This window comes from Candidatus Aramenus sp. CH1, assembly GCA_022678445.1.
Taxonomy (GTDB): Archaea; Thermoproteota; Thermoprotei_A; order Sulfolobales; family Sulfolobaceae; genus Aramenus.
Map to the genome: position 1 here is coordinate 106,899 of JALBWU010000006.1, position 24,953 is coordinate 131,851.

At 45.5% G+C, this 24,953-nt stretch carries 32 protein-coding genes, 1 pseudogene and 1 CRISPR repeat array; of the genes and pseudogenes, 14 read left to right on the forward strand and 19 right to left on the reverse strand.

The window, feature by feature from the left end; translation table 11 throughout:
- Window positions 1-30 precede the first annotated feature (30 nt).
- On the forward strand, window positions 31-180 hold the full coding sequence (locus MPF33_05340; GenBank protein MCI2414660.1) for a hypothetical protein: 150 nt from the start codon (window positions 31-33) through the stop codon (window positions 178-180).
- A gap of 64 nt (window positions 181-244) precedes the next feature.
- Here MPF33_05340 and MPF33_05345 read toward each other — a convergent pair whose 3' ends face one another.
- From MPF33_05345 to MPF33_05355, 3 genes are read right to left on the reverse strand one after another with little or no spacing between them, the layout of a single operon-like run.
- A complete protein-coding gene (locus tag MPF33_05345) occupies window positions 245-634 on the reverse strand; it encodes an alpha-E domain-containing protein (protein ID MCI2414661.1) in 390 nt (129 codons plus the stop codon).
- Window positions 627-1,424 carry a transglutaminase family protein gene (locus tag MPF33_05350; GenBank protein MCI2414662.1) on the reverse strand — a complete coding sequence of 266 codons (798 nt, stop codon included), beginning with the start codon at window positions 1,422-1,424 and terminating at the stop codon, window positions 627-629. The genes MPF33_05345 and MPF33_05350 overlap by 8 nt, the downstream gene beginning before the upstream one ends.
- Complete coding sequence (locus MPF33_05355) at window positions 1,412-2,725, reverse strand: circularly permuted type 2 ATP-grasp protein (protein ID MCI2414663.1); 1,314 nt, start codon at window positions 2,723-2,725, stop codon at window positions 1,412-1,414. The genes MPF33_05350 and MPF33_05355 overlap by 13 nt, the downstream gene beginning before the upstream one ends.
- A gap of 301 nt (window positions 2,726-3,026) precedes the next feature.
- Between MPF33_05355 and MPF33_05360 the strand changes: the two genes are divergently transcribed.
- The 5 genes from MPF33_05360 to MPF33_05380 all read left to right on the forward strand — a co-directional run bounded on the left by MPF33_05360 (window position 3,027) and on the right by MPF33_05380 (window position 6,521).
- The gene (locus MPF33_05360) at window positions 3,027-3,506 is read left to right on the forward strand and encodes a hypothetical protein (GenBank protein ID MCI2414664.1); all 480 of its coding nucleotides are present in this window, start codon (window positions 3,027-3,029) and stop codon (window positions 3,504-3,506) included.
- 124 nt (window positions 3,507-3,630) lie between these two features.
- Window positions 3,631-4,806, forward strand: a complete 1,176-nt coding sequence (locus tag MPF33_05365) for an MFS transporter (GenBank protein MCI2414665.1) — start codon at window positions 3,631-3,633, stop codon at window positions 4,804-4,806.
- A gap of 185 nt (window positions 4,807-4,991) precedes the next feature.
- Window positions 4,992-5,669, forward strand: a complete 678-nt coding sequence (locus tag MPF33_05370) for an ABC transporter ATP-binding protein (GenBank protein MCI2414666.1) — start codon at window positions 4,992-4,994, stop codon at window positions 5,667-5,669.
- Window positions 5,670-5,835: 166 nt separating this feature from the next.
- Window positions 5,836-6,249 (forward strand): hypothetical protein, encoded by a 414-nt coding sequence (locus MPF33_05375; protein MCI2414667.1) that lies wholly within the window; start codon window positions 5,836-5,838, stop codon window positions 6,247-6,249.
- Window positions 6,240-6,521 (forward strand): hypothetical protein, encoded by a 282-nt coding sequence (locus tag MPF33_05380; GenBank protein ID MCI2414668.1) that lies wholly within the window; start codon window positions 6,240-6,242, stop codon window positions 6,519-6,521. Before MPF33_05375 ends, MPF33_05380 begins: the two co-directional genes overlap by 10 nt.
- Before the next feature lie 170 nt (window positions 6,522-6,691).
- On the opposite strand, the gene MPF33_05385 is transcribed toward MPF33_05380, so the two are convergent.
- Window positions 6,692-8,452 (reverse strand): protease pro-enzyme activation domain-containing protein, encoded by a 1,761-nt coding sequence (locus tag MPF33_05385; GenBank protein MCI2414669.1) that lies wholly within the window; start codon window positions 8,450-8,452, stop codon window positions 6,692-6,694.
- 175 nt (window positions 8,453-8,627) lie between these two features.
- On the opposite strand from MPF33_05385, the gene MPF33_05390 reads away from it, so the two are divergent.
- Together MPF33_05390 and MPF33_05395 are read left to right on the forward strand one after the other, a co-directional pair.
- The gene (locus tag MPF33_05390) at window positions 8,628-9,065 is read left to right on the forward strand and encodes a hypothetical protein (GenBank protein MCI2414670.1); all 438 of its coding nucleotides are present in this window, start codon (window positions 8,628-8,630) and stop codon (window positions 9,063-9,065) included.
- 59 nt (window positions 9,066-9,124) lie between these two features.
- The gene (locus MPF33_05395; protein MCI2414671.1) at window positions 9,125-9,568 is read left to right on the forward strand and encodes a hypothetical protein; all 444 of its coding nucleotides are present in this window, start codon (window positions 9,125-9,127) and stop codon (window positions 9,566-9,568) included.
- A gap of 573 nt (window positions 9,569-10,141) precedes the next feature.
- Here the strand turns inward: MPF33_05395 and MPF33_05400 are convergent.
- Window positions 10,142-10,708, reverse strand: a complete 567-nt coding sequence (locus MPF33_05400) for a DNA repair ATPase (protein MCI2414672.1) — start codon at window positions 10,706-10,708, stop codon at window positions 10,142-10,144.
- Window positions 10,680-10,922 (reverse strand): hypothetical protein, encoded by a 243-nt coding sequence (locus MPF33_05405; protein MCI2414673.1) that lies wholly within the window; start codon window positions 10,920-10,922, stop codon window positions 10,680-10,682. The genes MPF33_05400 and MPF33_05405 overlap by 29 nt, the downstream gene beginning before the upstream one ends.
- Before the next feature lie 258 nt (window positions 10,923-11,180).
- On the opposite strand from MPF33_05405, the gene MPF33_05410 reads away from it, so the two are divergent.
- Window positions 11,181-11,726, forward strand: coding sequence for a hypothetical protein (locus tag MPF33_05410; GenBank protein ID MCI2414674.1), 546 nt, complete (start codon window positions 11,181-11,183; stop codon window positions 11,724-11,726).
- A gap of 957 nt (window positions 11,727-12,683) precedes the next feature.
- Here the strand turns inward: MPF33_05410 and MPF33_05415 are convergent.
- The 9 genes and pseudogenes from MPF33_05415 to MPF33_05455 form a co-directional block, all read right to left on the reverse strand.
- Window positions 12,684-13,187, reverse strand: coding sequence for a hypothetical protein (locus MPF33_05415; GenBank protein ID MCI2414675.1), 504 nt, complete (start codon window positions 13,185-13,187; stop codon window positions 12,684-12,686).
- Between the two features lie 360 nt (window positions 13,188-13,547).
- Complete coding sequence (locus MPF33_05420; GenBank protein ID MCI2414676.1) at window positions 13,548-13,697, reverse strand: hypothetical protein; 150 nt, start codon at window positions 13,695-13,697, stop codon at window positions 13,548-13,550.
- Between the two features lie 122 nt (window positions 13,698-13,819).
- Window positions 13,820-14,032, reverse strand: a complete 213-nt coding sequence (locus tag MPF33_05425) for a hypothetical protein (GenBank protein MCI2414677.1) — start codon at window positions 14,030-14,032, stop codon at window positions 13,820-13,822.
- 484 nt (window positions 14,033-14,516) lie between these two features.
- Window positions 14,517-14,786, reverse strand: coding sequence for a hypothetical protein (locus tag MPF33_05430; GenBank protein ID MCI2414678.1), 270 nt, complete (start codon window positions 14,784-14,786; stop codon window positions 14,517-14,519).
- A 38-nt stretch (window positions 14,787-14,824) separates the two neighbouring features.
- Window positions 14,825-14,962 (reverse strand): annotated as a pseudogene (locus MPF33_05435) (transposase).
- A 148-nt stretch (window positions 14,963-15,110) separates the two neighbouring features.
- A complete protein-coding gene (locus MPF33_05440; protein MCI2414679.1) occupies window positions 15,111-15,473 on the reverse strand; it encodes a PIN domain-containing protein in 363 nt (120 codons plus the stop codon).
- Window positions 15,457-15,699 carry an AbrB/MazE/SpoVT family DNA-binding domain-containing protein gene (locus tag MPF33_05445; protein ID MCI2414680.1) on the reverse strand — a complete coding sequence of 81 codons (243 nt, stop codon included), beginning with the start codon at window positions 15,697-15,699 and terminating at the stop codon, window positions 15,457-15,459. The genes MPF33_05440 and MPF33_05445 overlap by 17 nt, the downstream gene beginning before the upstream one ends.
- Before the next feature lie 667 nt (window positions 15,700-16,366).
- A complete protein-coding gene (locus tag MPF33_05450; protein MCI2414681.1) occupies window positions 16,367-17,722 on the reverse strand; it encodes an ATP-binding protein in 1,356 nt (451 codons plus the stop codon).
- A complete protein-coding gene (locus tag MPF33_05455) occupies window positions 17,719-18,285 on the reverse strand; it encodes a hypothetical protein (GenBank protein MCI2414682.1) in 567 nt (188 codons plus the stop codon). The genes MPF33_05450 and MPF33_05455 overlap by 4 nt, the downstream gene beginning before the upstream one ends.
- Before the next feature lie 314 nt (window positions 18,286-18,599).
- Here MPF33_05455 and cas3 point away from each other — a divergent pair, with 314 nt between their 5' ends.
- The 5 genes from cas3 to MPF33_05480 all read left to right on the forward strand — a co-directional run bounded on the left by cas3 (window position 18,600) and on the right by MPF33_05480 (window position 22,218).
- Window positions 18,600-20,138: a CRISPR-associated helicase Cas3' gene (gene cas3, locus MPF33_05460; protein MCI2414683.1), complete on the forward strand. Its 1,539-nt coding sequence runs from the start codon at window positions 18,600-18,602 to the stop codon at window positions 20,136-20,138.
- The gene (locus tag MPF33_05465; protein ID MCI2414684.1) at window positions 20,135-20,860 is read left to right on the forward strand and encodes a CRISPR-associated endonuclease Cas3''; all 726 of its coding nucleotides are present in this window, start codon (window positions 20,135-20,137) and stop codon (window positions 20,858-20,860) included. Before cas3 ends, MPF33_05465 begins: the two co-directional genes overlap by 4 nt.
- The gene (locus MPF33_05470) at window positions 20,857-21,099 is read left to right on the forward strand and encodes a hypothetical protein (GenBank protein ID MCI2414685.1); all 243 of its coding nucleotides are present in this window, start codon (window positions 20,857-20,859) and stop codon (window positions 21,097-21,099) included. Before MPF33_05465 ends, MPF33_05470 begins: the two co-directional genes overlap by 4 nt.
- 104 nt (window positions 21,100-21,203) lie before the next feature.
- Window positions 21,204-21,893 carry a hypothetical protein gene (locus tag MPF33_05475; protein MCI2414686.1) on the forward strand — a complete coding sequence of 230 codons (690 nt, stop codon included), beginning with the start codon at window positions 21,204-21,206 and terminating at the stop codon, window positions 21,891-21,893.
- 1 nt (window position 21,894) lies between these two features.
- Window positions 21,895-22,218, forward strand: coding sequence for a hypothetical protein (locus MPF33_05480; protein MCI2414687.1), 324 nt, complete (start codon window positions 21,895-21,897; stop codon window positions 22,216-22,218).
- An 86-nt stretch (window positions 22,219-22,304) separates the two neighbouring features.
- On the opposite strand, the gene cas6 is transcribed toward MPF33_05480, so the two are convergent.
- The 4 genes from cas6 to MPF33_05500 form a co-directional block, all read right to left on the reverse strand.
- Window positions 22,305-22,745, reverse strand: a complete 441-nt coding sequence (gene cas6, locus MPF33_05485) for a CRISPR system precrRNA processing endoribonuclease RAMP protein Cas6 (protein ID MCI2414688.1) — start codon at window positions 22,743-22,745, stop codon at window positions 22,305-22,307.
- A 107-nt stretch (window positions 22,746-22,852) separates the two neighbouring features.
- A complete protein-coding gene (locus tag MPF33_05490; GenBank protein ID MCI2414689.1) occupies window positions 22,853-23,182 on the reverse strand; it encodes a hypothetical protein in 330 nt (109 codons plus the stop codon).
- 67 nt (window positions 23,183-23,249) lie between these two features.
- Window positions 23,250-23,473: direct repeats of the CRISPR family, unit length 24 nt; unit sequence CTTTCAACTCTATTGAAGATCAAC.
- Between the two features lie 683 nt (window positions 23,474-24,156).
- A complete protein-coding gene (gene csa3, locus MPF33_05495) occupies window positions 24,157-24,702 on the reverse strand; it encodes a CRISPR-associated CARF protein Csa3 (GenBank protein ID MCI2414690.1) in 546 nt (181 codons plus the stop codon).
- A complete protein-coding gene (locus tag MPF33_05500) occupies window positions 24,699-24,920 on the reverse strand; it encodes a DUF6364 family protein (GenBank protein ID MCI2414691.1) in 222 nt (73 codons plus the stop codon). The genes csa3 and MPF33_05500 overlap by 4 nt, the downstream gene beginning before the upstream one ends.
- Window positions 24,921-24,953 lie beyond the last annotated feature (33 nt).

The window sequence follows — 24,953 nt, forward strand, 5'->3', positions numbered from 1 at the left end:
TTTAAAAATACTCAGGAAAATATATACTCGGTGATGGAGTTGAGGAGCAAGGTTGAGGAAGCAAAGATCACTGACCTACCGGAGGAGTACCTAAGGCTGGAATACCCTGAAGAGTGGAAGATGATCCAGGAGACAAAGGACAGGGACTTGAGGATTGCCCTTATCTTCTTCAGGAACTGATAAATACAAGTCCTTTAGGGCTGGGAGTAGCTCAGTTTTGCGAACGCTTTCCTTTTCTGTCCTTTCACTGTCCCCCTATTTCCTCCTGTTTCTTGGGCGGGAAGTAGGAGACGTTGGGCCCAAGCTCGTCCTCCATTGCCCTCCCTAGGTAGAAGGAGGAGTTCTGCAAGTTGAGGAAGTACCGCCTCACGTCTTCTTTACTAGCGTAAACGCTAGCCTCCATGGACGCGAGGGCGTTCATTACCTCCTCCCCGGCAACTGCCCTCAAGTCCTCCCTCATGACCTCGAATTGGCTGGCCAAGTAGGAGAACACGTCATCAACTCCCAACGCCTTGTTTAAGTCGTCAAGGTTAAGCCCCTTGTCCAAGAGGAGGAGGGAAAACCTAGCTATGTTTTCTAACCTCTCCAAGTACCTCCCAGCCCAGTAGACCTTGTACGCCGTGCTCTTAATCAACCCTTTTCACCTCCACCTTTAGCTTGGAGAGCCAACCCCTCCCCCTACTCACGAAAGTCCCGACCACTGGAGCAACGTCCTTGTAGTCCCTGCCCACCGCGAACTTCACGTAGGCTAGGTCGTAGAACCTGTGCCTCGTGGGGTCTATGGGAACCCACCCGTTCCTCGCCTTCACCTCAACCCAAGCGTGGGTGATCCTAGGGTTGTCGTTAACTAGTCCCATGACGTACCTAGCTGGGACCCCCGCAGACCTGAGTATTCCAATGGTTATTTGGGCTATGTCCTGGCACACTCCTAAACCCATGGTGAAGCTCTCGTGGGCCTTGGTCCATACGTTGGTCACCCCTTCCTTGTACTTCACCCTTTCCCTCACAAGCTCCACAGTCCTCCTCACCAGCTGGTCTAGTGTCTCGCTACTCCTCAGCACCTCCTTAGCAACCCCCCTGAAGAACTCCACGTCTATTAGGCTTGAGGAGGAGGTGAAGGCGTCGTCCTCTGTGCAGGGTAACTTGCAGTCCTCGAATTCCCTCACGTCCACCTCTACCACCCCTTTACTCGTGATGGTAAAGGAGGTGTGGGGCTCCATTACCTTCACGTGGTATATGATGTTGCCGAACCTGTCCCTGAACTTGTCCACGTATCCCTTGGGCGTTGTGTTGAGGCCCTCCTCTAGAACCCTCTGGTTATCCCCGTCGTATGGACTAACCCTCAGCACGTTGTCGTTCAGCGTTACCACGTCTTCGTACTCGTACACAGCCTCGTAGAGCGTGGAGTACTTCACAACACCCATACCGGCTTCACCAATCCTCCAGAGGAGTTATTGGTCACCCTAGTGCCAAGGGGGGCCACCCTGCTCAGCACGGTATTTGAGGTATCCCCTAGGAAGACGAAGAACCTAAGGTCCGCGTAGGCCTCGTAGAAGTTATCGTTCATTGTTGAGAGCACAGTGTCGAAGTCGAGTAGCTCTTGTACCATGAAGTCCTCTGGGTAGCTCATTGCCTCTCTTATCACCTTAGCCCTTTCCTCCTCCTTCATCTCCTTTAACACGAAGGTCTCACCTCCTCCGTACCCCTCTCTCCTCTTGAGGACTAGGTTCTCGAACTTCTTCATAGCCTGTTCCTTAGACGTCCCAAGGGGGATGGAGAAGGGCTGTTTTACCCCAACTTCCTTTAGCCCGTACTGCTCCATGATCTGTGGAATGAAGCAGAACGTGACCTTGTCGTCAGCGACCCCAGTGCCAGGGGCGTTAACTAAGTTGATCCACCCCCTTAAGTAGGCCTTGGTCAACCCTGGAGTCAGCAAGTCGAGGTCCTCAATCCTCCTGTATATGACGTCTAGATGCACCTCCCCCTTCGTCGTCTTCGCTACTACCTCCTTTTCCCTCACAGCTAGGTCTGATGGCTCCACCAGGAGGAGGTCAAGTTTCTCAGAATAGAACTTGTGCTCGAAGTAGGCGGAGTTGAGCGTGCCGTCGGTTAGGATAGCAACTACGGGATCCCTCGTGTCGGAGGCATACTCCAGAGTCTTCCTCAGCTTCTCAAGTCCGTCCAGCTTCCCCCTCCTCAGGGGAAGGAAGGAGCCTAAGACCCTGTCGACGAGCTCGTTGGCCTTTATGGCGTAGCTCATCCCAGAGGGTACCCTAACGTTGTCCTCCAGAATGTAGGGCATCCCACCAACCTTGACCACGTCCTCTCCCATGATGTGTATGTAAACTCCCTTGGGCGGATCAAAGTACATCATCTCGGGCCTAAAGTAAGGGGAGGAGTGAACTAGGTCCCGGGGGACTGGAGTGTCCTCGTTGTGGTAAACGGAGTAGAGGAACTTGTTTATTGCAATTGCCCTAGTCCTGAGCCCCTCTGCAACCACCTCCAGTTCCTCCCTCTTCAGTATCCTTGGTATGGGGTCTACCTTTATGCCCCTGTAGTATCCCCTAGTGTAGAAGGTGAACCCCTCCCGGTACGCCAGTTCGTTGATGAGGTCGACGTAGCGGAAGAAGTTGGGAATCTTCTCTAGATAGGAGAGCAACTCAGCGTAGCGGGGGTCGAGGTACTCGTAAAAGGAAGAACCTCCCTGTTTTTTAGGTTTTATCATAAGTAGAGATCTGTTGAGATAATATAAAAGTTTTTTAGAGAGAAAAAGTAAGAAGATTGACTGTTTACAACAATTAAAGTGAAAAGAATTTATGATGCGAGAACAGTGAGGAGGACGAGGAATGAGGGTGAAAAGTCCGCGAAGGCATCGTGAGCTTGAAGTAACCTTAAAAATATTGAATTTAAGGACGTATAACTTGAATTCCTTTTTGAATACATTAGTATAACTCATGTAAAGTTTCCATATTTTTAAATAAATACTCCAGAAAGCTTATATAGAATATCAAAGAAAAGAAGGTGAAATGTCCGACGAGTTCGAGGAGGAAAGGCTAATAAAAACAAAAAAGGCTTACCTAGTATACACCCTCTCAGATCCCTACGTGTTCGCGGGAATCTCAGGTCACATGACAATTTACAGGGTGTTCGACCAAAAGCTAGGTTATTTCGTCCCACCCGCAGACGCCCAATACCCTGCAAACAAGTACAAGGCTAACGTGATCGTCAGGGAAGAAGGAGACAACGTCAAGGTAGTTGACGCTGTGCTGGAAGGACCTTACTTACTCCCGAACTTCGTGAGTTACAAGATCACAGGAGACAAGGTAATGGGCTCCTTTGAGTTCACGTTCAAGCAGAGGGAAGAGGGGGTATTGGTGGGGATTAGAGTTGAGGTCGACTATAAAGGGTGGTTCACCTCGAGGAGCGACAGGCTGGCGGAGCACTTGGTGAGGAAGCACTTTCTCTATCAGCTTTCAAAGGTCTCAGCTATTGAGGTCGTGAGGTAGGGGTTCTAGTGACCGCAGAGGGCTAATCTATTTTCCCTGCTCTCGCCTTGTCGCGGGTTTTAGTAAGTTTACACGATTTTTTCCTAGAAAATGCTTAAATTGTGGTGCAATTAGATAACTTGCCATGAAGCAATACGTTCATGCCACCGTTGCCTCCACCCTTGCTTGGGCCGGCAACATATACGACCTTCTCCTCCTAACCTACGTTTACCCTGAACTGATGAGGGCGTTCTCCCTCAACTACCTCCTCATCTCCGTGCTCTTTGCCTTAGGCCTCATAGGCAGGGTGCTCGGAGGATTTGCGTTTGGCAAGTACGCCGACTCAATTGGCAGGAAGCCAGTCCTCTTGCTTGGAACAAGTGGTTACGCGGTGTTCCAAGGGGTCATGGCCTTCTCTCCCTACGCCCCTCTTCTCTTCGCGTCCCGTTTCCTTGAGGGTGTGTTCATGGGAGCCCAGTGGACTGCCGGGACAGTAATTGCCTACGAGCAAGCCCCTCCGTCAATGAAGGGGGTAGTCACAGGGATTGTGCAGACTGGGTACGGTATAGGCTACGCCCTAACTGGGGTCTCGTACTTGGTATTCCTGCCTACGATAGGGGAGAGCTGGAGGTACTTCCTCCTGGTTGGCTCCCTACCCTTACTGGTTGTGCCCTACGCCCACCTCAAGGTAAAGGAGTCTAGGACACCATTGACCGAGAAGGCTAAGGTAAAGTACAAGGACTACCTGCCAGTGTTGGTAAGGGCTACTGCCGGAATGTCGGGAATGTTTGTCGCGTACTTCTGTTTCTTCGGCAACTACGAGACCGTAGAGGAAAAGTTCTTCGGCGTTCCCCCTTCGACTGTTGGAGAAATACTCACGGTGGCAAACGTGGTCTTGGCCCTCTCTTTCCTCCTCTTTGGCAGGCTAGCCGACTACCTGGGTAAGAGCAGGCTCATCTACGCGGGGCTAGCCACTCTTACTGTCTCCACTCCCTTCGCCATACCCCTCTTCCTGCCCTACAACAGCCTCTCAGTGCTAATAGGCACAAGTGTTTATTCCTTTTCAGATGGCTTCTGGCCCCTCATGCCCCTCCTAATAGCCGAGGCTGTGCCCATGGAGGTAAGGGGAGCCCTTGCGGGTCTCTCATATAACTTGGGAGGGCTTGTGGGAGGGCTGGCAGACGTTGCGTTAGGTGTGGTGGACTCACTTTACGGCCTCTCCGCTTTAGTCGACGCTATGTTTGTACTACAGTTTGTGGCGATCCTCGTGGTCTTAGTGAGCGTAATAACTTGGCCAAAGAGCGGGACTAAGGTAGCCTAGGCTAGGTAACGAGAGATTTTGCAGACTTCCCGCCATAAAGGACGAGTCATTTTGTAATCTCCCTACGTTTTCGCTCTTCTCTTACGCCTTGAAATAACGCAAAACAGCGCGTTCTCTGGTAAATTTCTCTTTACTAGGTTTCAATTTACGAAATCCTTAAATATTGGAGGAGGTCAACTTGACCTATGACATGCGTCCTGGAAGTAAGGCACGTGTGGAAGTCCTACGGCAACTTAACTGCTAATGAGGACGTAAACCTCCACGTCTCCACGGGAGAGATAGTGAGTCTCTTGGGACTCAACGGGGCAGGTAAGACTACCTTGGTGAGGCAGGTCTACGGCGAGCTCCTCTCCGACAAGGGAGAGATAGTTGTCCTAGGCAAGAAACTAACAGACAAGGGAGTAAAGAAATTGATGGGCGTCGTTCCCCAAGAGGTAAGGCCTTTCTCTAACCTCACAGTGTGGGACAAGGTATACTACATAGGCAGGATAAAGGGAGTCGAAAAGAGGGCAATTTCCGAGAGGGGAGAGGACCTCCTCAGGAAGCTAGGTCTTTGGGAGAAGAGGAACACCTACCTCTACGAGTTGTCTGGAGGTATGAAGAGGAAACTGCTCATAGCTATTGCGCTAATAAACGACCCAGATTTCGTCGTGTTAGACGAGCCAACCACTGGCCTAGACCCAGAGGCAAGGAGGGAGGTCTGGGACACGGTGCTGAAGTTCAAGGGAGAGGGGAAGAGCATATTGCTCACTACCAACTACCTCGAAGAAGCGGAGAAGCTGTCCGACAAGGTTTACTTCCTCTACAGGAGGGTGGTAATGGAGGGTTCACCCGCAGATGTGAAGAAAAAACTAGCAGATTAGTACGAAGTAGAGGACTACAAGTCTGGAAGGAAGATAAGGGTTAAAGGAGAGGAAGAGGTAAAGAAAGTAATAGCCACGCTTAGGGGAAAGTTAGAGGTAAGGTTACCGTCATTAGAAGAGGTCTACTTGGAGGTGTTCAAGGACGCTGCGTGAGTTCCTTTACCTCTTGGCCATGGAGTTCAAGAGCGTCAAGGTCGAACTCCCGTTTACAATCTTCTTCTCGATTTTGCTCCCCATAGTCCTCCTAGTATCGCTGGGCAACGTGATCTCCAGAGATTACGAGGCCTACATAATCTCAGGGACTATAACCTTTCACGTGACCCTGAGCGCAATGCTTGCGATTGCCCAAAGGCTCGCCTACTATAGGGAGTCTGGAATGATGTCCCTTTTGCTGGCAGCGGGAATCTCTAGGGGGATGTACGCTGTGAGGACAGCGCTATCTGAGGGACTGTCTACACTGTTGGTAGTGCCTTTGCTTTTGATCTTCGGCGTCCTCTTCTTCCACTTAAGCGTTGCCTCCCCTCTAATGTTGGTAATAGCGTCGTTTCTGCAATCTTCATGGGGACCGCTATGGGTATGATGATAGCGTTCGAGTTCAGGACTTACGCTATGGTAAACCAGATGTCCCAGTTGCCTTTTCCTTGTCCTTTTTTCGCGCCAGTTTACTTTCCGTTCAATTTAGTCCCCCTTCCCTTTAGGTACTTGACGTTGCTTGAACCAACCACCTACGCCTCTCAGTCCATGTCCATGGCGATAGTAGGCAATGCGTCATCGCTGTTATGGGTTCTTGGAGACCTAGTGTACGGCCTAGTTTTCTTTATTGCCGCTAGCTACTGGGTTAAGAGGAGGTAAATGAAAGTTGCGTAGGGTTATCTACAATCGGGTATGGTTGCCTTTAGGAAACTTCTACCTCTTAACGCGTCCCTCACAATAACATACGTCAGCGCCAGAGCAAAGACGAGAGCTTTTGCGTTTAACGTCATTTAAAGAAAAAAGACATAACGTCTTGTAAGGGATATGCGTCAGCCGGAGTAGTCGTAGTATAGTAGGAAATCGTGCACCATCCCATAGGCGTTGTAAGTTCCAGGCCCCGTCACGAAGTTCCAGCCGTAGTGGGCTGGCGTTGGGTTGGCCCCTACAGTTATTGGGATCCACGCTTTATACCCTTGTACAATACCCTGTGGCGTCAGAATGTAACCGGAGTAGGAGATATGATAAAGTATGTAGTTGAGGGCTCCTAGCCTAACTCCAGAAAGGGAGACCATTGCTGCAGTCATTGGAGCCGCACCGCTAGTTCCATACCACAGGAATAGTTGTCCTTGGAAGATCAAGGGCAGGCCGAAGCCGAACTCGGGTATGTTGAAACCTCCTGCAGACACGAAGGCTATATCAGGGTAAGTCCTCGGGGTTGGCGGAGTGTCTGGAATTAAGGAGGTCTGCTCGTAGCTAGCACCAGGAAACACTACGCTGAACCCTCCCGTGCTGTAGTCCCAGCCTGTGACGCTTATTATCTCCCCTTTAGAGTCGGCCATGACGAATACTCCACCTACTGAAGTCACCAACGGGTCGGACTCGGGGTACCAGATGGTGTTGTAGATGCCTATCCTGAAGTTGGGCGGAGGGTGGTCGCTCTCGAAGCCCCAGTCCCCTGCTGCAGCTAGTACTGACACCCCTTCCACCGCAGCCTGAACTAGCACGTTGTGTATCATGTAGAGCATTGCTGGGTAGTAAGCAGCCAAGTAAGACTCTGGCACAGTGACGGAGATGGAGACTACCTGCGGGTCCAAGTAGTTAGCCATGTAGTACAGTTCATAGTAGTAGTTCAGCAAGTTCCCGACCAATACTCTCCCTCCCACGTAGCCGTTTGAGAACACTAAGGCGACGTTGGCGGAGGGGGCGAAGACCCCAGACCACTCGGCGTCTAGCTCGTTCTCCCCTGATTGGCCAGAGGAGGTGTCGTTGCCGAAGTAGATAAGCTGGAGTTCTCCAGTCCTAAGCACTACAGCGAAGTCCTTCCAGAAGGCGTAGATGTCACTTGCGTTAACGAAGGACTCGGGAACGCCCTCTATGGCTATGGTCTCCCCTTGGCCTAAGTACCCCTCGGAGTAAAGGGAGGTGAAGTTGAAGTAGCTAGCTATGGTAGATGGGGTCACGAGCACTTTGGAGATTAGGGGTGAGGAAGAGGAGGCGTTATATTCTACCTTCCAGACAGCCTGTATTGCTGGGTAGACGTGCGGGTCAACGCTGTCTATCCCGACTATGCCCAACACGTACTTGCCAACTGAGTAGGGCAGGGAAGGCGTGACGTTGTTGGAGAAGTAATAGAAGGGCCCAACGTTTGTGATGCCTACTTGTCCAAACCAGTATATGTCCTTAAACGGGTAGTAGTATATGTTAATGTAGGTATTGAAAGCCTTCTCTATCTGGTACACCGTGCCGTTGAAGGTCAAGATTAGCCCGTAGTTGCCTGTGTACTTTATGCCGAAGGACTCCAAGTAGCTCACTAGGGAGTCTATGTAGGCGTTCCCCGGGTAGTAGTACTCCCTAAACTGAGACGGCGAGAGGAAGTGGGACGTTCTGCCGAGTATTGAGAATGTTGCAGACAGGAGGGAGGAGTAGTTAGTGAAGTTGAGGAGGACGGCAAAGGGTAGCGTGTAATTGAGAGGCATAGGCTCTACGAAGATTGAGCCAGGCAGAATGGAGTACTTGGGGGAGCTAGTCCAGACGTAGTATGTGGAAGAAGATGAAGAGGAGGCGTAAAGCGTTAACGCTTGTATTGTCATGAGTAGTAGGAATATCACGGCTACCAGAGACGACTTCATATAAAGTTTTTGGTGAAGGTCTTTTTAAACTCGTTTTATAAACGCGGAGTCCCTTCGCAGGGAAAGACTCTCTGCACGCTAAAGAGATGTGAGGACGCAGACAAGAGTATTTATCCCTGGACTGAGAGAGTAAAGTGTGTGGGTGTACGTAAATTCGTGGGATAGATGCGAGGAGTGCTGGCTTTCCTACAAGAGGGGAATTCAGCACCCCAACTCCCTCTCCTGCTACAAGGTGGGGATTCCAGTCTCTTCCCTTAAGGTATCCCTGGACGAGTTCGTGGGGGAGGTTAAGAGGAGAGGCTACGTGGCCAAGTACGGGCTCTTCCCCTTTCCCGTTAGCCTCACGTCAAAGGGGGTTGTAATCCTCTACTTCACGAGCAGGGAGGAGATGGAAAAAGCAATGGAGGAACTGAGGGAGTTCGTCAAGGAACCCAGCTTTAAGGAAAGGGCGTTCTTCAACGTCTTCGTCAACGTGGACTGGGAAGGAGGGTTCAACTATAGGCGGGGTTGCCCCGAGTTCGACGAGAAGTTCGGAGACTGGAGGAAGTGGGCAAACGGGAGAGCCGTTAAATAGGGAGCAACAGCATGGTACTCACGAAAACTTTCATAACCCTTGGTTTACCCGCTATTTTCATGGAGTGGAAGTACTTAGCTCTCCCGGCGCTGTTGGTGTCCCTAGTAGTTGGCCTCCTCCTGGCGAGCTATGCCCTGCCATACCTCCAAAACCCCGCCATAAAGGTCGTCAACTCGTATCTGAGCGACAATTCTCTAATTCTAGAAGTAGAGGTCTCAACTCCCTTGGCCTTAGGAGCCCACTACTACTTTTACGTGATTGGACTGAGGGTGTTCAATAAAACAGTGAGGTTCTCTAGCCCTCCTTCTTTCTTTAACTTTGGCGGAAACACCCAGACCTACGCTGTCCGCTTACCCTTGCCCGGAAGTCTTGCGGGCGAGTTAGATGGGATCAACGCCGTTAAAGTGGAGGTCATGTTCAAGGTAAGGGTGGAGTCGAGCGTTAACACGTACGTCACCAAGTGCTTCAACGTCAGCGCGTCGTTGACTGGGAACACTTACTGAGCTACTTGAACCTCTCTGGAAGGCCAGCCTCCTTTACTTTTGATGTTGCAACAGAATCCCCATAAGGCTGCGCAAAAAACACCTCCTTCTACGTGTGTTTGCAAAGACTCGTTGACGGTTGTTTCCAAAGGCCCTCTAGTTTGCGTATATTATCATGTGAACGCGATACCACATTCTACTGAAATGGTTAGAGGAGAGTTAGACAAGCCTCCTATAGGCAGACAGTAGTAATTACGCCGTTGCACAGTAATCGGAGGAGCGTTGAAGAGATCTGTCGTTGGCGTAGTAGAGGACCATGAAGGAGGAATAGCGAAGTACAAGGTGCGAAAATATGAGATACAGGCTGTTAAGGCAGGGAGATGCACCTAAGCCTACTACAGTTGCCTTTAAGGTAGAACTAGGGTCAATGGAGGAAAACTCTTCCCAAACCTAATTGGGGAACGTCGTCGCTAGTGTTTCCGGAAGAGCTAATAAAGCGAAGAGTAACTATTGGCGAGGCTCATAGAGTTTTGCTAGCTCAAAAGCATAACAAAGGGTAGCGTCAATTACTACGAAATTCTAGGGAAGAACTCTTTACAATGACTCCTTAAACTCTGTGAGGTTCCTGCTGCCAGTTGTTAGGTACACTTTGTTCTCCTTGCAAGCTTGAATTAAATCGTAGGTGGGGCTCAAAGTAAATATTACGGGAACCGTCTTCTTGTCCTTGAAGAGCTCTGGTTTAGCCATCTTGAGCTTCTCCACCCTCCTCACTAAATCGTTCAGCACGTTTCTGTTTGCCCTACTTTTTACCTCTCCTAGTAACACGTAGTTGCCAAATTCAGCAAAGAGGTCTATCTCAACAGTCCCCTCTACCTCTAGTCTACTGATCTTCACAGAAACGCCCACCTCCTTCTGTATAAGCCACTCTAGAAATGACTGAGCGTCGTCTTCAATGGTTGTGGTTAAGTTCTCCACCATCGAGGCGACTTGCTTAAAGTGATTGTTCATTTCTTGCCTTAGTTCCTTTACCTCACTGTTGAAGTCCTCCCTCAACTTCAATATTTCTGCGTTGAAGTCCTCCCTCAACCTATTTTGCTCTATCTCAAGTTTTTCTATGCGTTTAGCAAGCTCACTAAAGGCCTTGTTTTGGTCCTCCCTCAAACCTCACTATCTCTGCAGAAAAGTCAGCCCTCATCTTCTCCATTTCCTTCGCAAAGTCCTCCCTCATTTTGTTCTGATCTTCCCTCATCCTGGCTATCTCTACTATAAGCTCCTCCAGTTTCTTCACCACGACCTTATCTACCAGTGCGTCAGCTAACTTCTGTACGAACTCTGGGTCGTTCCTTAGCTTGTTGTAGATTTCCTCAGCGCTCACATCTTAATCCTCTGAAAAAGTGAATTAATAAGTATTTTTAGGTGGAAGGGCACTACTCGGTGAGGGCCTTGTTCCTAGAAGGTCGCATACTTTCCAGAGCGTGCCATAGAGACGCTCCAGAGACTTGTGAAGAAGGCGCTGAGATCACGCGTAAAGGAGATCTTGGGGTAGGAGGTGAGGAAATTGCGAACTCAGCAACGGCTAGGAGTTAAGCTCAGATTAACGCACCAATTTTACCTTGGTAAAAGACAAGTGTTTATGGACTCGAGAAATCTCTACGCTGGTAATCTAGTAAGCTTTGTAGCCTCCCTTGTTATCTTAAGCGAGCTTGTTCTTTTAGAACGTTTAGGTTTAAGCTTCATCTCTTCCCCTCTTTCGCTGGCAATTCTCTGGGCAATATGGGCAATGGCAATACCGTCTGTGTTAAGTTACCATAAGGCAAGGCTAGAGAAGAATTGGATGCTTGACGCCTTTGGGATTTTAGCTGTGGCAATAGCGGGAGTGGGATTAGCAGTTCTCTCTCTAGGGAAGCTGTATGGAGTAGACCTAATACTGTTGGGCTACGCCTTTGAGCCAGTAGCTGGAATTCCCATATACTTGACCGCAAAGAATCTCCTTCCCCTCTACACGTCTCTCTTCTTCTGGGGGGCCGTGGCGTTCACAGCTGGGTTGCCCCTTTACTTGGTCAACCTAGGAATATTGGCCATTGCAGGCGACGTGGTGAAGATTGCGGGATTGGTTGGACTCCTAGCTGGCCTTAGGGGCGTCAACGCGAAGAAAGGCAAGGCGCAACTGAGAAGTTAAGTTGTGGATTTCTAGTTAAGTGGAGTCGTAGGACGCAGAAATCGCTGACAAGAATTTTGTTATTTTAATTTAAATTGAATTTTTGTATTGAAAAACATTTTAGGTGAGTTATTTACGGGCGAGGAGGCGATAGATTTCCTTGATAGTTTCCCTTCTTCAGCCTCTCTCCGAGGTTGGGATTTACTCGACTAGTCCCATCTTTGCTAGCTTGTTCACCATTGAGGGAATCGTTGACTCTCCTCCGTAATATCCCAGAAATCTCAGAGGTCGACTCCTTCTCCTAAAAGCAATTGTGGTAAATTTCCGTTACCTCCTCTTTGAAGACCTCCCCTGTCAGTCCCTTTGAAACCGGATTCCTTCTTTGCTCAAACTCTTCGTAATTATCGACGAAGGGAATTATTCGTGTCTTGAAAAAGGTTGAAAGAATCGATCGCGAACCTGAACAAAAACCTCTTGGATCAAATCGATTTCCATTGGGAATAAACCAAGGAGGGGCTGTTTTGTCGAAAACTTCGTTAACTATCCCAAGGCTCGAGCCTACAGCAACCATAAACTCGTGAGGAGCTTGCTTATAATGTTTCAGTAAACTTTTAGCAACCTCTGAAACTCATTACAGCAACGCCTTCCTTACAAGGTTTCCTTTACCTTGTTGCATCAACGCTGACTACCCTGTTGCCTAAAATTAAAAGTAGGCCACAAGAGCGTAAGAATTCAACTTGCTCTTAAACAAAGTTGTCTTTCCAGCAGTGAATAGGGTGTTCTTGATCTTCTTTATTTTCTCCTCAGCCTGTCCTCTGATGTATTCTCATGAGACTAGTATGAGAGGACTAGTATGAAACCACATTTCTAAACTCAAATGACGCGTTTGTCCAATTTCAAGAAACTAAAGGCTTATGAGGTCGAATAGCTTCAAGTTGTAATTCAAGGTTTTGTCGAATAAAACAAGATCCTAAAAATTCAAGAAGCCTTTCCCAAAAGTTCGTCGTAAGCTTTCTTAACCTCTTTCAAGAAGTCCTCAAATGGAATTAACTTTACGCTTTTTTCGTCGTTTTTGTCCCTAACCGGAATCAGTACTTGAAGTTTATCGTACTCCTCGAGAGTAAGGAGTCCAGCAACGCTCTTGGTGTAGAGTAAAGCAGGCAAAGGTCTAAGGACCACCCACACCTCGTCCTCACACTCGAAATACTTCCTGTACGCGTCTTTTATTTCAGATATGGGATCTTTATGGAAGCTTGTCTTACCGTCAATAGCCACACGTTTTCCTTCAACGGTAGCTTGCACGTCAGGCTTATTGCCGCACTCCGAGAATTGCTCTACCTTTATATCCTCCAAGTTTAGTCCTTCGTTTTTGAGTAAGTAGTAAACAATAACGTCTTTCAACCTTTTATGATGTGAGCTTTCTATGCCATCTGGCGAGTCTTCGCTCAAGCTTGCGTCGTAGATAGGGCCGTTTTTCTTCAAATACCTAGAAAAGAAGCATCTATACCCCCTAGTGCCTCATAGGACTTGCCTCTTATGAAATCTGTATCTAATTCAGAAGCTCCGTAAGCTAAAGCAGTTAATAGTTCCTTAATCTCGCTGTTTTATTTGCAAGACTGCCACTAATTCTCGCAAAACGCTACTGAGTGGTTAAGAAGTTTAATCCATCTTAATGTGGCCTAGCATTAATCCCTACACTTAAATTAAGGCACTTAGCGTTTGGATAAAACGGAGGAAGTGAAAAACCTCTGAGAGCGCTTTGGCTAAAACATCTTAATTTTGACCAATCCTACGGTAAGGCAGGAAGGTTATTTTAGGCTTTGCAAGAGCGCTCCACGCAAGTCAAGGAATTATTACAAATTCCTCACATTTTTGTTTGAGTTTATTATAGGACTTTAAATCGGTAGTCAAGAGATTGTCCTTGTTCATCACGGCTAGTTGTAAAAGGGCCATGTTGTAAAATGAAGCTCCAGCGCTTATCTCCAGCTCCACGGTTTCGCCTATTATCCCCCTTTATTTAGTTATTTCACACATATTGTCCATAAAGTCTGTCGCCAGTCTAATCTTCAACGCAAATTTCTCGTTTTCCCCAAACCTCTTCCAGGCTACGTTTGTTATATCCGCGTTAAGTCCAGCGTTCTACGCTTTTCGATATAGTTGGCAACTAGTTTTCTTACCTTCTCAGTGTGATCCCTGAAAAACATTGAGGCTATTGCTGAGGACTTAAGTATCAACTGTTCTCCTCCCTTTCTTCTCTTATATTCAGCGTTATCTATGACCTTCATTTTGTCTAAGTTCTGCTCGGAGCTTTCGAGGTAGTGCTTCAACAGCTCCTCTCCTGCCCTTCGCGGATATCTGTCTGCCGGTCCACGTTTACCTCTTCCATTAATCGCTTTAGCTCCTTACGTATACGCATGCTAATAACTGTAAACGCAACATCAAAGAATTCATGACATAATATATTGCTTTTTTTCCCCTCAGTGTTTACGAGCCTGGAGTTTTCCTGCTTTGCCCTCCTAACGATCTCCTCATATATTTTTCCTCATCCCGTGCGAAACTAATTTATCAACATGCTCATATTTTGGCAGCCTCTAACTGTTCATGCTTCTCCTTTTCTAATAAGGTACTAATTCTCTGCTCAATTTCTTTAGGAAGCTTCTCTTCTACGATTTCCCTAACTTTACTTGTAGGTCCGTAAGTGCTCTCCCTTAATGTCTCGTATATCCTTGGATACTTCTTGTTAAACCTTATGAGCTCCCTTAACTCAGCGTCCTGCGGTATGTACGTGTTAAATACAATGTCCGGATAGAACTAATCAATCAATTGCGGATACGCAGTTAAGGCATCTTTCATGTAGTCGTTTAGGTCGTACTTTACGTCCCTTATTAACTTCTCTGGGTTTCTCACGTTCACGTTATTTATCAGAAAACCGAGGACCTTGACCTTTTTGTTTGGAATTATCCTCGGCAATATGTCCTTAAGTAGAATGTACGAGGAGTATTGCGAATAGTCGGTGGCGTTTATTGGAACGATCATGAAGTCAGAAACGAAGAGACCCCATTGACTGCTAGCGAGAAACACTGGAGGGAGATCAAGAAGGATGTAGTCGTATTTGTCTTGACGAAGACATGGATATGGTCTGGCATTACTTCTAACGCTAAGATTCCACAACCTAGTTCTTCTGCAATGTTCTTAAAGACCTCTTTAGTGCATTCAGATAAATCCCCAGTTAGAATTGGTTTTCTGTACTTCGGTATCCATACGAAGTGGTAGTTGGATAAATATTTAGTGTGTCTTGTTGACTTATATTGTACACTTTAAAGTATTCCAATTGAACATAAAAATCTTACTCCGCCTTGAAAGACGAAGCTTAATCTTTCTTTGTCAGTATAAAAGACTTTATCGCTATTTATACTTCTTTTTTAATCTTTCATCATAAGTAAATACATTTAAATTCAACCTTTTAGCAGTAGAAATTATCAGATAATCGTTGAAGTCATCATACCTTCTTGGGCTACTATTTATAGCATAATACACATCTTCAAGTGTGTTTTCTACAACTTCAATTTTAGGATCATTAAGTATTTCCTCTATAACGTTCTTAACTTCAATATTATTCTTTATTAGAAAATACACTATTTCGATTATGCTGATTAATGGGAGGTAAGCTTTCTCTATCTTTTTCCATTCCTCTAATGCCCGCTCATGAAACAGGTGATCTTTAAAGATTAGTGCTATAACGAAGTTTGTATCAACTACTCCTTCCAATTTCCTCTCCAGCCTCCTCTATTACCTTATTGACCTCCTCATCAGAAAACTTCTTACCCAACTCTAGATTTAGGGAAGTTATGTCACCTTTCTTCTTATATATAATTATCTTATCATTCTCTACGTAGATCAATAGCTTATCACCTACCTTTATACCAAGCTTTTGTCTAATAGTAGCAGGTAACGTTATTTGATAATTCCTAGTTACCTTTACCTCTTCTTTCATAACTAGTAACTAGGCATAGTAATATATAAATTTTTTCGTTGAAACGTGTGGACAAAAATTTCATGTAGAATCTTGTCTAATTCGCTTATGTATTTATTAACAAGTATATTTTCAACTATCGAATTGCCTAGTTCCTCTCTAGTATACGCTAATATTCCCTTTTCGACTAGTTACCCTTAAAAATTTTCATTACAACTAAATTAATAGCTACACTTCACTGTTAAGAAGATTCCAAAAAGGATTGAAAGTTAGATTTCTACTTCCTCTTCGGATGGCCACTTTTTGAAGTATCCTAGTTACTAGTATTATAGATGAGGATGAATACGATAAGATTAGGAAGAGATATTACGAGATAAAGGATAAGGCTTTAAGTATCTACAACAAGGCGCAATGTATAAGTTATTTATGTGATCTGTATACAAGTAAAGCTAGAACAATAGTTTTATTTTAAGCTAGTGTGGTAATATTTTCGTGGTAATATTACCAGGAAAATACATATAAAATGTTAGCAAAAAAGGGGAAATCTGACAGAAGACGCGGGACTAACTTGTTTCAAGAGAAACAACTTCGTCGGCTCACTTGAAGCTGAGTAGTAGACAAAAAGAAAGAGGGCGCTCATCTCTCCTCTAAAACGCGTCAACGCTTTAGCTTATCCAAAAAGAAGAGATTACCCAGATATTAATTCCTTCAAAATTCTCCTCAACTCTTGAAGCAACAAGTCGTGGTCGCCGTCAACTATCTTGTTAATTTTATAGTTGTCTATTTCGAACACCTTCACCTCGGACGGAAGGTCAAGGTTTTTAACGTTCGATATAACGAATTTCACCACGTCTTTGTCTTCTAACTTACCTATATTCGCGAAATTCCAAACGTTGCTTAACTCCTTTTTGCTTAAACCCTCTTTGTTGGTAATCTTAATGTCCCCTATGTACACTTTTTCCTTGGTCTTAAAGAAAACGTCTGGAGTAACCCCCCCTTCCAACCTTTTCCCGCTTGGATGTACGTATTCGATGTCAAATTCTTTCTGTTTCTGTAATTCCCTCAATCCATCTCTAATTGAGCGCTCTAACCCTCTTGACAAATCCTGAGGATTTTTTATCTGTGAGGCGCCGCTCAAGAATCTCGCTATACAATCTGACGAAGAACCCACGCAGTTCTCCTTAGCTTTATTGTAAAGTTCTCTAGCCTTTATCAGAATATCGTTAACCTTTAGCTTATTAGAATCAGAGGACTCGTTTACAGCCTTAGCCAACGCATCAGCGAACTCTGGGCAATAGACTTCAATAATTCCCTTTTCCTCCTCTTCAGTTATTGGAGTGGAGAGTTCTATCCTTAAGGCGTCCTCAAGCCTTCTCCTAATGGCGCTGTCTTTAATGGACGTGAGGACATCTGGAATTAAAGTGAGGATAAGCTTGAACTCTACATCAGAGTTAAGCAACCTATGTAAAGGTCTAATTATTCCATCAGCGTTTCTCATTTCGTCTATAAGCAAAACAACTTCCTTTCCCAACCTCCTCACGTCGGCAATGAAATTAGACACGTCGTCTAGGGTTTTGGAATAGGAGTTGCAGTAAATCCTAAAGGCGTAAGCGAAGTCGTCCCCGTAGTCCTTTTTCTTGCACTTTTGTTTTAGCCACGTTTTAAACTCCTTTGAGAGCAGCGTTAATCCCGTGTAACCGACGTTCTTCTTGTTCCTCTCCAGTACCTTGTAAGCTTCTTCCTTGAGCTTTTCAACGTTAGCGTTTTCCCAAAACTCTCCAACGAAATCGTCTTTTCCAGCCAAGTCTAGGAAAATAACGTGAAATTCGCCATCAGTAGAAAGTCTTTCCTTAAGGTAGAGAATTACTGCGGTTTTCCCCATTCCAGGCTCTCCGACAATTACTCCAGCCTGGAAGCCTTTCTTTGACGCGACGGCCCCGTGTAGCTTGTTTGCTGCATCTATCCACCTCTTTCCCCCTAGCCTTGGCTTGCTGCCCCACCTAGTTACCGTGTACCCCGGAAAGTCGCAATCCGTTATTATCACCTCTTCTTCACAATTCCGTATAAGGTCCCATGAAGGACTATTCCCTCAGAGCCTCCTTCTATCAGCTGATAGTTTTTCAATATGTAATTCCTAAATTTTCCGTAAAACTGCTCCTCGCTCATTCCTAGCTGTTTCCTTATTTCTTCCAACTTTGCGTACCCGAAGGAATCCTTAACTTCGTCGTAAACCCTGTCGAAGTCCTTTTCGCTCTTTGAATCTCCAAAGTAACTCTTGAACGCCTCTAGTACTGCCCTTTTTACAATTGCCTCTATTTCCTTTTCTAAGCTCGACAAGTCAAATGTTTGCTGAGAGGTTTGAATTTGCGAGTTGGACTTGACTGTTGCGGGTTTTACTTCATTAGCATAGTACCTGTTCTTCTTCATCTTTATCTTACGCGAAGAGAGCAAGTTGTCCAAGAGCTTCTTTACTTCCTCTCTCCTGTCTTTGTCCTTCGAAGACTTGGGTCTTATGCCCAATTTTTCGTAAATGTCCGAAATTAAAATTCCCTGTTGGCTAGAGGCGATTACGATTTCCAGTATCTTTTCCTCAGTAATCTCGGCCATTAAAATCTATAAGTTTTTCAAAATTAAAAATTTTATGCTTCTAAGCAATATGCCAAATAAGTGAGATCTTGTGGAAAATCTCGGATCATCTGTGAGCGTAGGTTTTCTCAAAGTCATTGGCGAGTAAATTTCAATTTCTTTGCTTTTTACGTACGCGTGAAGATATTGTAGTTATTAAGAAGATGTACTTTTAATCCACAAGGGGGTTCTTCGGGTAAATAACGGTTTGAACAGCGTCTCTTTCACCGTATTTCACTCCCGTGGAGGGTCCTGCTTGAGACTAATAATAGTATGAGAGACCTTCATAAAATCCTTTGAGGTTGAAGTTGAGGCTCAAAGGGCCTTTGAGGTGGGCGGGGAATACGTCGTCGTTGCTTAAATATTACCATGAGGTGATCAAGGCGTTAAACTATGAGCCTAGAAAGGGCATAGAGGATACTCTCCGCTGGCTAGAGCAAGGCGAAAACGTAGTTCTTACCGCTCCAACTGGTTACGGGAAGACTACACTAACCAAAGTGCTAGGAAAGGCAGCATCTAAGGGCAACAACCTCTTCGACAAAGTTATTCACGTCCTCCCGTATAGAGCAATTGTCCAAGACTTGTACTTAAGGCTTCTTGCCGAGAAAGAAAAGCTAGAAATTGAGAGCGTTGGAGCTCAAGACATGGACTACCACGACGCTCCCTATTACCTAAAGAAAGTGAATATAACAACCTTGGACTCCTTTGTGCTGAACTTATTTAAAGTTCCAGTTGACGAGTTCGCCAAAGTAATAAAGGGAAACGGCTCCCACTTTGAAGTCCCTAGAGGGATGATCTATTCCTCATTGATAATATTTGACGAGTTTCACCTCTTTGCTGAGGAAGGAAAGGCAATTACATCAACTTTGGCTTCAATTGACGCTCTAATAGATGGGGGAGTTCCCTTGTTGGTTATGACCGCAACGTTGCCAAAGTGTTTGGCTAAGGAGCTTAAGCAGAGGGGATTTAATTTCGCTGAAGCTAACGACTTCAACGTTAAGAGGGAAATTAAAGTGGAGTGTGTTGACGATCCGTACTCTGCACTGGAAAAGGGAGTAAAAAAGACCTTGATGGTCTTTAACACTAGGGAGGAGGCAATTAAGGCTTACCAAAAGGTTAAGAAAATGGGCTTTAACCCCTTGCTAATACACAGCAAGTTCAACTCAGCTGACAGAAAGAAGAAGGTGGAGGAAATACTAAAGGTGAGCAGAGGGGAGAGCAATTACGACGTTGTTATAGCCACCCAAGTTATTGAGGCTGGAATCGACGTTTCATTTGACCTTTTGATTACTGAAGCTTGCCCAGCAGATTCCCTAATTCAAAGGGCAGGAAGGGTTGCTAGATATGGAGGAAAGGGAACTGTGAAAATTTTTCCGTTTAGGGGAAAGGTTTACGACTCGCAAGAGGTAAAAGCGACGATGAGTAAATTAATGAAGACTAAAAGGATTGACTCCTCCCTCCTTGACGTTCTGAAGAGAGGGGTTAACGTTGATAAGCCCCTCCAAAAATCCTTAGAGGCAATTGAATCAATCCTATTTGGCCCAGAAGCAACTAAAAGCTTATTTAAAGTGGAGTGCTCCCTAACTAGGGAAGTATCCTTAATCCCGGGCTATCCTCCGGGCTGCAATGATCCAAGCTGCGCAGTTCCCCTAACTGAGGAGGAGGCACGCAAATTGCTACCGGGAAAGGTTATTACTTACGACGGGCAGGAAATTGAGTATTCAACCAGCAAGAAGGAATGCCTACAAGTTTCATTCCTGATAAACGGAATAGAGGGAGTTAGGATTCCCGGTTACGATGAAGAAATAGGGGCAATTTTGGTGAGGGAAAAATGAAACCCTGTGCCTTTGACAAACAAGAGCTATTGAGCCACGCTTTGGGGAGCGTAAAAATGATGGAGGAAATGTTTGACGGTAATTACTTTGAGGTAGTTAGCAAAAGGCTAAATAAAGCAGTTAGAGGGCTAAACGTAACAAAAGAAGACGTGAAAAACCTCGTTACGTTCTTAACTGCCTTCCACGACTTAGGAAAGGCTGCAGAGATTTACCAAGAGCAGTTTGACAATAACTGTAACGCCTTGAGGAAAAACACCTCCTTCACGTTTCACGAACTGGGTGGAGCACTCTTCTTATGGCGCAATGAGTGGGAAAATCAATCCCTCAAGGTTATGTCAACTCTCACCGTGTTAAACCACCTAAACGCAATAAGGAACTTCAACACCACTAGGCACGAAATGTATAAGGTGAAGGACGGTCACCTAAAGCTGCAAAAATACGGTAAAGAGCTAGTGAACGAGCTGTTAAGTAATAAAGTAAGGAACCCCTTCATGAAAACCTATAAAGTAGAGGATTACACGCCCGCGGATCTTCAAGATATGTTTAATGAACTTGCCTCATACGCTACGTCTAGCCTAAAAATAAAGCTCTACGTCCTCTTCTTAACTCCAGTCATAATTGGAGACAACCTAGACAGCACAACCTCAAGGGAGAAAGACAAATCCTATAGCTCAAAGAGCCACTTCATTTCCTCTTTACTTGAGGAAGTGGAAACGCCTTGACAGTCAAAATACCTTTGTACAGCATCTTTGGAGACAACTTTATCATAGCCCTAGCCTCTTTAGCTAAAGAGGCAAAGAGAGACCGGGACTCTGTGGAGTTTGATGATAAGTCACTTGAGGATGCCTTGCTTACTGCCTCCCAACTTTCCAAAGATAAGGAAAATAACCAACAAGAAAAGAATCCGAGCTTGACTTCCCTAAAAGCGGAAACGACAAGGACTCCTTCAATGAGGTATTAAAGTGCTTCAACATTCCAGAAGGAGCTTCTGTTTCCGATATCTTAAGCAAGTTCGCTGCGTCAATTCATCAATTTCCCTCTTGCAACGATGTTACTGCGCCTTCAATGCTAAAGCCGGAATATTACGAATACGTCAGAACTCCAGGCTTTTACAGAAGAATAAAGGCCTCAATCAAGGCCCAGGTATCCCCGGCTTACGTTTTGGCTAGTTTAGCTGGTTGGGTTTTAACAAGGCTAGGAAGGGCTCCAGTGGGAAAGGGGGAGTACGTTGGGGTTTACGCCTTTCCACTTGACGTTGACGAGAAATTTGTAATGATTCCGTTACTCTTAAAGGAACTTAGTACAAAAGACGTGCCAGGCACTGAGCCGTCAACTGCCTTAGCAATTTGGTTGGCTTCCGAGATGCTTAAGTCCCAGGCTGTAATTGACCAACTCATGATTTACACCATCGCAGAGCCGACTGGAAAAAACCCAGCCACGGTGACAAACGGGCAGTTGATTAGCGTTGGAAGGTTACTAAAAAGCGAAAAGTTTAAGAAAATCCACGAGGAGGCTGGAGCAATTGCTGAAATAGCTTTGAGCCCAAATCCTTGGGAGTGCGACAAAAACAACTTCAGCGTGAAATTTTCAAACCTACTATTTGAGGTACTCTCTGGGAGCAAGAGGGAGGTTGAACTTGCCTATTTGGCAAATAGGGAGTACTACGCTTGCAAGAAGAGCCAAAGCGAATGCAAGAAGTGCGTAAGTTATTACTTGAAAGCGGTCCAAGTGGCAAACCTCATCTCGGGGCTGTGACATGCGTGGGGAGATAAAGTTTAACAAGATTTACGTGGCCACCTCAAGAGAGTTAATAACTGATACCGTGTCGCTGTGCTTCTTAGCCTGGCTAAGGCAAAAAGGGGAACCGGTCTACGTTTACCTATCATTAATTCCAATTAGCCTGTCCAAAGGCGTGAAGTCAAGAAGGGTTTCTGTAAAGAGGGCAAGGGAAATGCTAAGGGAAGAGTTTAGCAAAGTTACGCTAGCTTACTCAAGCGAAAGCAATTTTTTATACCTTATATTTAAGGATTTGCTAAGCGTGGAAAGCGTGGAAAGTTGGCAGGACCACAAGTACATGTAGAGAAAAGCTTGAGCGAGCTTTCGGCTCTTGAAAAGTCCTAAGAAAGGCTGTTACATTCTAGTTTTAAATCTTTAAGAGTCTTCTCTTCATTCAATCGGGTTTTCTTTTTTTAACTTTATCTCCGCTGTCCACCTTACCCCAAAGCCAATTCCCCTAGACCTTCCAACTCCCATGAACTCAGCCAAGCCAAGAAGCCTTTCCATAACGTTCCTATACCTTTTGTTAAGAAAGAAGTCGTACTTAACCCAGCCCACAAATCCCCTTGCCTTTCTTAAGTTTCCGTGATTATCTTTCCCAACTATGGCGGTTACTGGCTTTATTGAATACCCTACCTCAGCAAATATAACGTCAGCCATCCTTCCCACAATATAGGCAGTCCAATTTTGATCTCCAATGACAATTAAATCCTTTGGTTCAGCTATTGAGTTCCACAACTTAGTTAGGGATGCGAAAATCAAAGAAGGAGAGGGAAGCAGGCGGTACATGTTCTTTATCTTCTCTTTGTGCTTAAAGCTCGGAGGAAGCATTGTCTTGTTTGAGAGAAGCGTTGGGGTTTCAAACTTTAAAAAAGACCGCGCTGAAGGGGGGGAACCTCAACTCGCTTTGCTCAATCTTTATTTCCTCAAGCCTTAAGCTAAACTCGCCGTAAGGGGTTGAAGCTTGGTTGGGAATTTGAAGGATAGCTCTGGGTCCAAATCCTTGACTGCGAGTGAGAAAGAATAGCGCGCTCGCCCTTTTCTAGTCTAAGGGGAGAGGCGTTTCCTTCGGTGGAAAACAAGTACTTGTCGTTGACCTTGAGGGAGGAAATTGAGATTTCCTTGTACTTCTTTCTGGACTTTAGGAGCTCTCCTACCTTGGGCAAACCCTCGAGAATGTACTTTGGGACCTTTGAAGTGAGAGGAGGGAGAATTACGTCTGCAGTGGGGTAAAGGAGAAAGGTCGCCTTTACAAGTTTTGTTGACATTAAGAAAAATTTAGTTAAGAAGTATAAAACCTTGATCTTCAAGAATTGGCAGTGAGTACTGGGTTATCTTTCAACTCTATTGAAGATCAACTGGGGTATGATGTTTCCCACGATCACAGCGAGACTATTTTTGTTTACTTTCAACTCTATTGAAGATCAACGGGAGGATTTTTTGAATACCCCCGACATCGAGGGGAAGTTACTTTCAACTCTATTGAAGATCAACAACGAGGAGTGCATAATATTGTTCAAAGCACACGATGTAAGCTTTCAACTCTATTGAAGATCAACGCTTGCCAATATAGGAGAGTATGTCTTTCCACCCCCTATTAGGAAGGACCACGAATCCGTTGTTGTAGAGGTAAGACAATTAAAGGACGAGAAAAATGTGATAGTCTGGCGTGGAGGCAAACGCTGGAAAAACGCAAGAGGGCGCTCCCTTTTTTATTAGACTGATTGTAGGGCTATTGACCACGGACCCATTTTCAGCTTGTGACTTGTTCTTCTTAGTTCCCATAACTCCTGCATTACGCTACCTTGATGAAAACTCGCGGTCGAGAACTAGCCGTAGAGCTTTTTTGTTGGCAAATCCTTCTTTCTTATCTCGCCTTTAATTTCGTAAAAAGGAATTTCGCAATTGCGTGGCATCGACGTTACAAGTCAAGAGAACGCAGAGGAATTAGCCAGGCAGGTCAGTTTTTACCTTGAATTAGCTGCCTAGCAAGGGCTTTCCTTTCAAGCGTTTTTAACTCTAGGTACCCCTTATCTAGGGTTGACGGTACCGCTTTTAAGTATTTAACCTACGCTAACCTCGCCCTGAGCTTTGCTGACCAGGCTGCTGGAGTTTTCTTGCGTTTTAACGCCTTCACCTCCCTGTAGTTGCCTCAACTTCAGCAAAATGTTGCCCAGTTGAGTGAGCGAAGCTCCTCTATCTTTTCCCTTGACCACTACTAGTCCAGCCTTTTTCAGCTCGTTTAGCCTACCACAGTTTTCTCGCTCTTTCCAAGTTCCTCTGCCAACTCGCTTAACGTTGCCTCTCCTTTTTTACCTATTGCGTGTAAAAGCTTTAGGTCCTCCACTGTGTAATCCCTGAGGAGGGAGTACACTTCATCTCCTTTAACCACGATGTCGTGCCCTTCCCCAGACTCGCTCATGAGGTAGGCAAGGAACGGTTTTCTACTAAGTAGAACGGCGATAAGTATGAGGACGTCCATGGATCTGAGTCCAACGCTTAAATTTGCGTAAATTAATCCCTTTGACGAAAGGACTACGTCTAAAACCTGGGACAGGGTTGACGGAAAGTCTCCCAATTCAACTTCTTCCACTCTGGGATCAGGGTAACGCATCCTGGAACAAGATGCCCTTAAACTGTCTATCGCTTCTGCAACCCCGCCTACTACTGGTCTTGGAACTATGATGACGAGCTCGTTGTTCCTAGTTGCGTTAGTCCTGGAGAGAAGCCTTAGGACGAAGCTCTCGTTAAATCCCATGGTGCTTAAGTAGGTTTTAGTTTCGGTCATCTCTGTAATACTCGCAAGCAAAAATAAAACTTCATGAATGATATTAACTTAGGCGATATGCCTAAATCCTTTATTATCATATTAATAGCTGACAGGGCATCGAGCTCTAGTATTGACTGTTCGAATATTTTGCTTAATGTGGTATTTCTCTCAATAGCTATTTCCTTAGCCCTCTTTAAGATCTCTTTATCTATTGATAACGTAACCTTAACCTTCATATACGTATATACGTATAAAAAGTTTTCTTTTCC

What these genes read in the sequence shown, in the direction of transcription:
- MPF33_05350 (MCI2414662.1), bottom strand. Translation starts at nt 1,424, where the DNA reads ATGGGTGTTGTGAAGTACTCCACGCTCTACGAGGCTGTGTACGAGTAC.
- MPF33_05355 (MCI2414663.1), bottom strand. Translation starts at nt 2,725, where the DNA reads ATGATAAAACCTAAAAAACAGGGAGGTTCTTCCTTTTACGAGTACCTC.
- MPF33_05360 (MCI2414664.1), top strand. Translation starts at nt 3,027, where the DNA reads ATGTCCGACGAGTTCGAGGAGGAAAGGCTAATAAAAACAAAAAAGGCT.
- MPF33_05365 (MCI2414665.1), top strand. Translation starts at nt 3,631, where the DNA reads ATGAAGCAATACGTTCATGCCACCGTTGCCTCCACCCTTGCTTGGGCC.
- MPF33_05370 (MCI2414666.1), top strand. Translation starts at nt 4,992, where the DNA reads ATGACATGCGTCCTGGAAGTAAGGCACGTGTGGAAGTCCTACGGCAAC.
- MPF33_05380 (MCI2414668.1), top strand. Translation starts at nt 6,240, where the DNA reads ATGGGTATGATGATAGCGTTCGAGTTCAGGACTTACGCTATGGTAAAC.
- MPF33_05385 (MCI2414669.1), bottom strand. Translation starts at nt 8,452, where the DNA reads ATGACAATACAAGCGTTAACGCTTTACGCCTCCTCTTCATCTTCTTCC.
- MPF33_05395 (MCI2414671.1), top strand. Translation starts at nt 9,125, where the DNA reads ATGGAGTGGAAGTACTTAGCTCTCCCGGCGCTGTTGGTGTCCCTAGTA.
- MPF33_05410 (MCI2414674.1), top strand. Translation starts at nt 11,181, where the DNA reads ATGGACTCGAGAAATCTCTACGCTGGTAATCTAGTAAGCTTTGTAGCC.
- MPF33_05445 (MCI2414680.1), bottom strand. Translation starts at nt 15,699, where the DNA reads ATGAAAGAAGAGGTAAAGGTAACTAGGAATTATCAAATAACGTTACCT.
- MPF33_05455 (MCI2414682.1), bottom strand. Translation starts at nt 18,285, where the DNA reads ATGGCCGAGATTACTGAGGAAAAGATACTGGAAATCGTAATCGCCTCT.
- MPF33_05465 (MCI2414684.1), top strand. Translation starts at nt 20,135, where the DNA reads ATGAAACCCTGTGCCTTTGACAAACAAGAGCTATTGAGCCACGCTTTG.
- MPF33_05475 (MCI2414686.1), top strand. Translation starts at nt 21,204, where the DNA reads ATGCTAAAGCCGGAATATTACGAATACGTCAGAACTCCAGGCTTTTAC.
- MPF33_05480 (MCI2414687.1), top strand. Translation starts at nt 21,895, where the DNA reads ATGCGTGGGGAGATAAAGTTTAACAAGATTTACGTGGCCACCTCAAGA.
- cas6 (MCI2414688.1), bottom strand. Translation starts at nt 22,745, where the DNA reads ATGCTTCCTCCGAGCTTTAAGCACAAAGAGAAGATAAAGAACATGTAC.
- MPF33_05490 (MCI2414689.1), bottom strand. Translation starts at nt 23,182, where the DNA reads ATGTCAACAAAACTTGTAAAGGCGACCTTTCTCCTTTACCCCACTGCA.
- csa3 (MCI2414690.1), bottom strand. Translation starts at nt 24,702, where the DNA reads ATGACCGAAACTAAAACCTACTTAAGCACCATGGGATTTAACGAGAGC.
- MPF33_05500 (MCI2414691.1), bottom strand. Translation starts at nt 24,920, where the DNA reads ATGAAGGTTAAGGTTACGTTATCAATAGATAAAGAGATCTTAAAGAGG.